The sequence below is a fragment of the Streptomyces panacea genome, assembly GCF_040560175.1.
GTDB lineage: Bacteria > Actinomycetota > Actinomycetes > Streptomycetales > Streptomycetaceae > Streptomyces > Streptomyces panacea.
Map to the genome: position 1 here is coordinate 24,983 of NZ_JARJHW010000074.1, position 7,475 is coordinate 32,457.

Genomic DNA, 7,475 nt, shown 5'->3' on the forward strand with positions numbered 1-7,475 from the left:
CACTGTGGTGCACGCCGTGTCCCCGCCCGCGCGGTATGCCCGGTGCCATCAGCCGGTGAGAATGTACGGGGCTGGTGTGAGGGTGGCGAGGTCGGCCGCCTGTGGTGCGGTGACCTTCACCGGCTTTCCGAATTCGGAGAAGACCGTCGTGACGGTTGTCGTGTTGAAACCGAAGCCGAAGGCCGTCCGCGTCTGCACCACCCGCCCCGCCTCGTCGATCCAGACGTCCGCGAATACGGGTATGTCCTCGTCCCTGGACGCGCGCAGCTCGTCGGACTCTTCCCGCTCGCTCTCCGCGATCCGTAGCGAGATCGCCGCGTGGTCCAGCATGCCGCGATAGTGCTTGGCCGGGGCGCCGTTCACCTTCTCGACACCCTGGTAGTAGACCGTCTTCGCACTGCCTATCTGGAACAGCGTGTGCTCGGGATCGTTCATCGGTGCGCGAAGGGGTAGATGCACCTCGCTCTTGTTCCGGTCGAAGGACCCCCAGGGGCCCGCCGTTCCTTTGACCGCGCGCAGATAGACCTTGCCGGCCACGAAGAGTTCCTCCGCTTGACCGACACCGCTGCCGGGCGCCTCGACGGTGAGCCGGCCGGTGTCGCCCGCCATGTCGAAGTCCCCCGTGATGAAGACGAGTTGCGCCTGTTTGCCGTCGCTCATCGTGATCTCCTGGTCGAGCCGGGCACTGGTACGCCGCGTCACGGCGACCGCGTCCACCACAATGCCCGCGAGATCACCCTCGGGGACCGGCGACGTCTTCCCGGACCCGCCGGACGGCTCGCTGCTCTCGCCGGAACATCCGACGAGACCGGCGAGCGCGGCGGCGCAGAACAGCCCCACGGTGCCGACGCGGGAACGACGAGAAGGGCCTGAACGACGCAAGGAAATCTCCTGGACATCACGCGCACGCCACGGTCGGCATGAGCGGAGAAGCGAGGGACTGCTGCCCGGAACAGGCTCACGCATGATCCCATGCGGCCACGGCCACGGCCCACGCCGATTCACACACCGGACCGGCCCATCGAGCAGGAGGTGGCTGGCCTCTCCATCTCCTACTTGCGTGTGCCGGTGGGGGCGGTTCTCATGGTGGGAAGCGGGTGCTCAGTCCCGGCGAGCCGTGTCGGCGACCACCGAGCGGCTCCCGCGGGACCTGGAAAGCGTGAGTTCTGGGCCATCAACCGTGCCACCGACCGCTGGAGGCAGAGATGGGCAGCGTGGCGGCGGAACCCTCCGGGAGCGCCGGAACGCCTCCGGTGCGGGCCGGTGAGATGCGACTCGAAGCCTTGGTCCTGCCGGTCTCCGATGTCGACCGGGCCATGCGGTTCTACGGATCGCTCGGCTGGCGACCGGATGCCGACCTGACCGTCGAAGAGGGCTACCGGGTGGTGCAGTTCACCCCGCCGGGTTCCCTGTGCTCGATCATCTTCGGCGAGGGCGTGACCTCGGCCCCGTCCGGCTCCGCACAGGGCCTGCAACTGTCTGTGTACGACATCGACGCGGCCCGGACGGATCTCGTCGAACGCGGAGTGGACGTGAGCGAGGTGTTCCACGACATCACGGGCGTCTTCCACCACGCCGGGACCCGGGGACGCGTGGACGGACCGGCTCCCGAGCACGCGGACTACGGTTCCTTCGCGTCGTTCAGTGACCCGGACGGCAACGGCTGGTTGCTCCAGGAGATCAAGACCCGCCTGCCCGGCCGCTGACACGGACAGGCCGATGTGACATGGCGAAAGGGCTGCCGTCACGAGCGGCTGCCCGACAGTGGAACGCAAAGGAGTCGGCAGTGACAATCCCAGCGAGCAAGCCCGAACTGCTCGGCCAGACCGTCGTTGTCATCGGCGGCAGCGCCGGCATCGGACTGGAGACGGCCAAGCGCGCCCGGACCGAGGGTGCCGAGCTCATCCTCGTCGGCCGCGATCCCGGTCGGCTGGAGCGCGCGGCCGAAGTACTCGGCACGCCGCGCACCGAGGCGTTCGACGCAACCGATCCCGCGGCCTTGGCGACGTTCTTCGAGGGCCTGCCGGCCCCGGTCGACCACGTGATGGTGACGGCCGGTGGCCCGAGCTACGGGCCGCTGCTCGAAATGAGCGCCGCAGAGGTACGGGACGCGATCAGTGATCACGCGGTGCTGGAGCTCGAGGTCGCGCGCAACGCCTTGGGCAGAGTGCGGCCCGGAGGCAGCCTGGTGTTCATGGGCGGCACCGGAGCACGGCGCGTCGGCCGAGGTCTCGGGGCTGCCTCCGCCGCCACCAACGCGCTGCCTCCGTTCACCGCGGCCCTCGCGCTCGAACTCGCACCAGTCCGCGTCAACCTCATCGCGGCCGGCTTCGTCGATACTCCGCTCTCGGCCTCGTTGCTGGGCGACCAGATCGAGGAACGCCGCGCCGAGCTGCGCGCGACACTGCCGATCGGCCGTGTCGTCGAGCCTGCGGACGTCGCGGCGCTGGCCGTCCACCTCATGATCAACACGGCGTTGACCGGCGCGACGTACGACATCGACGGCGGGCAGCAGTTCGTCTCCTGAGCGACCCTCGACCCCGCGTGCTGTTCAGGGGCGTGAGCACCGTGTGGTCCCGCTCCCGAAGCCGCCCGAAGGAACGCCCGATGCGCCGGACCGGCGAGGGCTCGTCAGGGGGGTCAGGCCACCACGCGATCGGCGGTGAGCTTGCGGAGGGCGTCGGCGAGGAGCGTGCGCAGCTGTGCCGCGGGCAGCGGGACGCCCTGATCGACCGGGGGCGGCGTCTGCGGCGCGGTGCCGGAGCTGAGGGCTTCGCTCAACTGTGCCCAGAAGGCCCTCACGGCGTCGGGGTCGGAGGAGTACGGCAGCGCGTAGGGGGCGGTCTCCGGTTCGAAGCGCCAGCTTTCGGTCAGGGGGCCGGCGTCGACGGTGTCGAAGCCGAGCCGGCTGATCAGGTCGGCGGCACTGGCATTGGCCCTCGGGTCGTCGCCGGCGATGGGCAGGGCGGAGCGGTCGGCGGCGCCCGCGGGGCGGGCGAGCGCGGTGATGTGGTGGTCGCTGATGTTGTTGAACGCCTTGACGAGCTTCGCGCCGGCCAGGTGTTCCTGGACGAGTTCGGTGGTGGTGGTCCTGCCGGAGTCGAGGGCATCGATGTGCCCGTCGCGCATCGGGTAGTAGTTGATCGTGTCGAGCACGACCTTGCCCGCCAACGCGGTGACGGGAAGCTCCCGGTAGGGGGCGAGCGGAATGCTCACCACCACCCAGTCGCCCGCCCGTGCCGCCTCCTCAGGGGTCGCGGCGCGGGCCCGCTCGCCGAGCTCTGCCACTGTCTTGGCCAGGGTCTCGGGGCCGCGGGAGTTGGACAGAACGACGTCGATGCCCGCCGCGATCGCGAGCTGGGCGATCCTCGTGCCGATGCTGCCGCTGCCGATGAAGCCAAGTGTTGCCATGAAAGGGGTCTCCTCATCTCGCGGACCGTGCGGTCCGCCAGCGGTTCCGTAGGGGAGCAGGGCTCAATCAGGAGTGCGGGGGCAAGACCCCTCCCCCCAACCGGAGCAAGTGCTCCTTTTGAACGTAGCACAACCGGAGCGAGCGCTCCGCAAGGCCGGAGATTCCCTGTAACCTGAGTGCCGTGACCCTCGCCGACCAGCCGACCCCAGCCCCAGCCACCGCCCCCGAGCAGCCCGCCAGGCGTGGCCGCCGCGCCGACGCCGAACGCAACCGCGCCGCAATCATGGAGGCGGCCGGCGCCGTCTTCGCCGAGCACGGCGGCACCGTCGACGTCCGGGAGATCGCCCGCCGCAGCGGCGTCGGCATGGGCACGCTGTACCGCCACTTCCCGACCAAGGACGACCTGCTCCTCACCGTCCTGGAACAACAGTTCGGCTCCTGGCTCAGCGACGCCCACCAGCAGGCCACCGCCACCGAAGACCCCTGGCAGGCGCTGACCGGGTTCTTCGAGCAGATGCTCACCACACAGGCCCGCAACCGCGCCGTTGTCGAGAGCTACACCACCAACGGCGGCCCCACCCCCTCCTGCGCCCAACGCTGCTACACCTTCATCGACGAACTGCGCACCCGCTGCATGAACGCCGGCCTCCTGCGCCCCGACGTCACCACCGACGACCTGGTCCTGCTCAGCGGCTCCCTGAGCCAGGCCGTCCTGACGACCGGCGACAGCCACCCGGGCCAGTGGCGCCGCCTCCTGCGCATCTCCCTCGACGGCCTCAGCAGCCGTAACACCCAACCCCTGCCCGAACCCGCGACACACGCGGACACACCCGGGAAATGACCGACCGGGAAACCTGGTCGAACTCAGGGCGAACTCAGCTCGACGGTGGTGCCGTGGTTCGGCGGACGACGAGGGATGGCGAGAGCTTGACCTGGGCCGACGGCTTGCCACGGTCAGCGAGACGGCCGAGGAGGAGCCGGGCGGCCTCGGTGCCGATGTGCCGGCCTGCCTGATCGACGCTCGTGAGTGAGATGGGACCGAGCGCGGCGAAGGTGGTGTTGTCGTAGCCTGCGACCGAGATGTCTCCGGGGACGGAGACGCCGGCTTCGTCGAGCGCTTCGAGGACACCCATCGCCACGATGTCGGCGCCGGCGAAGATGGCGGTCGGCCGGTCCGCCCTCGTGAGCAGCTGCTGGGTGCCCCGGTATCCGCCCTCCTGGGTGTAGGTGGTGGAGACGATGTCGTCCGCGAGGCCGTGCGCCCGCATCGAACGGCGGAAGCCCTCGGCACGCAGCGCGTTGGGCATTTCCATCATGCGGGCGGGGTCGGTCTCGGCGTGCTCGATGTGTGCGATCCGCCGGTGCCCGAGGCCGACGAGGTGGTCGACGACCAGCGCGGCGCCGGCGGTGTCGTCGTCCGACACCGTGTCGTAGACGGTCGAGTGCCCGTGGCGACCGACGACCACGGTCGGCACGGTGCGAGCCACCTGTTCCAGATGAGAGCGCGGAGAGACGGGCGCGATCAGGACCAGCCCGTCCATACCCCGGTCGATCATGGCCTCGGTGACCCGGGCCTCCGCCGCCTCACCGTTGCAGCCCGGACCCATCAGGACCTGATAGTCCGATTCGTCCAGGGCCTCGGTCAGCCCGTCGAGGATCTCCGGGAAGAAGGGATTGCGGATGTCCGGCAGCATCACGCCGATCGTGTAGGTCTGACCACGCATACCCCGGGCCGCGGCGAAGGGCCGGTAGCCCAGTTCCGCTATCGCCTGGCGCACCTTGGCCCGCATCTTCGGACTGGTCCCGTACGCGTTGCGCAGGACCTTGGACACGGCGGTCGTGGACACCTGGGCGTGCTGGGCGACATCGACGATGGTGACACGCCGGGGCTGCGCTGGCGGCTCCATGCAGGTTCCTCCTCTGATCCCGCTGCCGTACCGGGCCCGGGACAGGAAACGTTGCCCAGAGTGTAGAGGCTCTCCGCGGCGCCGTACCCGCAGTGGATTTCCCGCATCGTGTCAGACATATTGACGCCGCTCTGGGCCACTCCTAGAGTCTGCCGCAACTTTTTGGGGAACGTTACCCATCGGATTGAATCGTTTTAAGAGAGCGGATCCCGCCGTGATCACTGCCCCTCCCGACCCGGTCTCCCACCCGGTCTCCGATCCGGTGGCTTCCGTGCCCGCACAACACCGTGCCCGCCCGTCGGTTCGGCGTCATATAGCGGCGCCGTGGTGGTTCGCCGCGCCCGCGATGCTGCTGTTCGCCTTCGTCGTCCTCGTACCGAGTACGCGTGGCGTGTACTACGCCTTCACCGACTGGGACGGTCTCGACCCCGACTTCTCCTTCGTCGGCCTGGACAACTTCGGCGCCATGTTCCGTGATCCCGACGCGATGCAGGCGATCTGGCACACCCTGCTGATCGCCGTCGCGGTCACCGTCATCCAGAACGCGTTCGGGCTGCTGCTGGCGCTCGGGGTCAACAGCGTCATCAAGTCCCGCAACGTGCTGCGGGTGTTCCTCTTCGCACCGGCCGTTGTCACGCCCATCGTCACCGCCTATCTGTGGCGCAACCTGCTCAGCCCCGACGGCGCGGTGAACAGTCTGCTCCGTGCGGTGGGACTGGCTTCCTGGGAGCAGGACTGGCTGGGCGACCCGGACATCGCCCTGTGGTCCGTCGTCGGTGTGGTCGTGTGGCAGTTCGGCGGCTACTCCATGGTCATTTTCCTCGCGGGGCTGCAATCGGTGCCCAGGGAGATCTACGAGGCTGCCGACATCGACGGCGCGGGCCCCGTCCGGCGCTTCTGGTCCGTCACGCGTCCCCTCCTCGCCCCCGCCCTGACGATCAACCTGATGCTGTCGATCATCGGCGGGATCAAACTCTTCGACCAGGTGTACGCGCTGACGGGCGGCGGACCGGGCCACGCGACGGACACGCTGTCGACCCTGATCTACAAGGACGCCTTCACGCTCGGCGAGTTCGGCTACAGCATCGCCCTCGCGGTGGTGCTCACGATCATCGTGGCGGTCACCTCGGCCGGCCAGTACTTCTTCCTGTCCCGCAACGAGAGGGCGTCCTCGTGAACCGCTACCGCCGACGCACGTTCGGGCTCGAACTGGTCATGATCGCCGTTGCCCTGGTCGTGGGTTTTCCGCTGTACGTCCTGGTCAACCTGGCCGTCCGGGCACCGTCGGACAACTCCTCGCCGCTGCGGCCGACGACCTCCCCCACCCTGGACAACTTCACGCAGGCGTGGCAGCAGGGTGGTCTTGGGGGCGCGCTGGCGAACAGCGTCCTGGTGACCGCGTGCAGCGTCTTCATCGTGCTGACCGTCTCGGCCTTCGCCGCGTATCCACTGGCGCGTGCCACCGCGCGCTGGTCACGGGGCATGTTCCTGCTGATCATGCTGGGCCTCGTGGTGCCGTTCCAACTCGCCTCCCTGCCGCTGTACCAGACGATGCGGGATCTCGGTCTGCTCGGTACTCCGTGGGCGCTGGTCCTCTTCTACTCCGGTCTCCAGGTCCCGTTCACCACCTTCCTCTACGTCGGCTTCCTGCGTGCCCTGCCGCGGGACTTCGAGGAGGCCGCGCTCATCGACGGATGCACGCCGCTCAAGGGCTTCCTGTACGTGGTGTTCCCGATGCTCCGGCCGATCACGGTGACCGCGCTGGTGCTCAACTCGGTCGCTGTGTGGAACGACTTCTTCACCCCGCTGCTGTATCTCAGCGGCAGCGCACAGCAGACCATGCCGGTCGCCATCGCCGGCTTCGTCGGCCAGTACGTCACGGACTGGAACCTCGTCTTCGCGGCACTGGTCATCAGCATCGTGCCGATCCTCGCCGTCTATTTCGCGCTGCAGCGCAGCATCATCAACGGCTTCGCCGGAGGGCTCAAGGGATGACACCGACCGCAGATCCTTCGCTGCTGGTCCACGGACCGCTCACCATCACCGCCGTGGTCCCGCCCGGCGCGACAGTCCTTCTGGAAGTGCCCACCCCGGAACCGTCCGGCGTAGGGCGTGTCTTCAAAGTAGCGCCGTCCGCCCGCAGGGCGGGGCCCGCG

General features: G+C 68.7%; 8 protein-coding genes. 5 read left to right on the top strand and 3 right to left on the bottom strand.

What is annotated here, in order from left to right:
- Nucleotides 1-48: 48 nt before the first annotated feature.
- The gene (locus P3L51_RS18950; protein ID WP_354606436.1) at nt 49-882 is read right to left on the bottom strand and encodes an SCO4651 family lipoprotein; all 834 of its coding nucleotides are present in this window, start codon (nt 880-882) and stop codon (nt 49-51) included.
- Between the two features lie 386 nt (nt 883-1,268).
- On the opposite strand from P3L51_RS18950, the gene P3L51_RS18955 reads away from it, so the two are divergent.
- Nucleotides 1,269-1,706, top strand: a complete 438-nt coding sequence (locus tag P3L51_RS18955) for a VOC family protein (RefSeq protein ID WP_354606437.1) — start codon at nt 1,269-1,271, stop codon at nt 1,704-1,706.
- An 80-nt stretch (nt 1,707-1,786) separates the two neighbouring features.
- A complete protein-coding gene (locus P3L51_RS18960; RefSeq protein WP_354606438.1) occupies nt 1,787-2,527 on the top strand; it encodes an SDR family oxidoreductase in 741 nt (246 codons plus the stop codon).
- A gap of 113 nt (nt 2,528-2,640) precedes the next feature.
- On the opposite strand, the gene P3L51_RS18965 is transcribed toward P3L51_RS18960, so the two are convergent.
- Nucleotides 2,641-3,411: an NADPH-dependent F420 reductase gene (locus P3L51_RS18965; protein ID WP_354606439.1), complete on the bottom strand. Its 771-nt coding sequence runs from the start codon at nt 3,409-3,411 to the stop codon at nt 2,641-2,643.
- A 182-nt stretch (nt 3,412-3,593) separates the two neighbouring features.
- Here P3L51_RS18965 and P3L51_RS18970 point away from each other — a divergent pair, with 182 nt between their 5' ends.
- A complete protein-coding gene (locus P3L51_RS18970) occupies nt 3,594-4,253 on the top strand; it encodes a TetR/AcrR family transcriptional regulator (RefSeq protein WP_354606440.1) in 660 nt (219 codons plus the stop codon).
- A gap of 34 nt (nt 4,254-4,287) precedes the next feature.
- Here P3L51_RS18970 and P3L51_RS18975 read toward each other — a convergent pair whose 3' ends face one another.
- Nucleotides 4,288-5,319, bottom strand: coding sequence for a LacI family DNA-binding transcriptional regulator (locus tag P3L51_RS18975; protein ID WP_354606441.1), 1,032 nt, complete (start codon nt 5,317-5,319; stop codon nt 4,288-4,290).
- Between the two features lie 214 nt (nt 5,320-5,533).
- On the opposite strand from P3L51_RS18975, the gene P3L51_RS18980 reads away from it, so the two are divergent.
- Both P3L51_RS18980 and P3L51_RS18985 read left to right on the top strand, forming a co-directional pair.
- A complete protein-coding gene (locus tag P3L51_RS18980) occupies nt 5,534-6,496 on the top strand; it encodes a carbohydrate ABC transporter permease (protein ID WP_354606442.1) in 963 nt (320 codons plus the stop codon).
- Nucleotides 6,493-7,314 carry a carbohydrate ABC transporter permease gene (locus P3L51_RS18985; RefSeq protein WP_354606443.1) on the top strand — a complete coding sequence of 274 codons (822 nt, stop codon included), beginning with the start codon at nt 6,493-6,495 and terminating at the stop codon, nt 7,312-7,314. The genes P3L51_RS18980 and P3L51_RS18985 overlap by 4 nt, the downstream gene beginning before the upstream one ends.
- Nucleotides 7,315-7,475: the final 161 nt, after the last annotated feature.

Excerpts from the sequence above, each read along its gene's own strand:
- P3L51_RS18975 (WP_354606441.1), bottom strand. The coding sequence starts at position 5,319 with ATGGAGCCGCCAGCGCAGCCCCGGCGTGTCACCATCGTCGATGTCGCC.
- P3L51_RS18965 (WP_354606439.1), bottom strand. The coding sequence starts at position 3,411 with ATGGCAACACTTGGCTTCATCGGCAGCGGCAGCATCGGCACGAGGATC.
- P3L51_RS18955 (WP_354606437.1), top strand. The coding sequence starts at position 1,269 with ATGCGACTCGAAGCCTTGGTCCTGCCGGTCTCCGATGTCGACCGGGCC.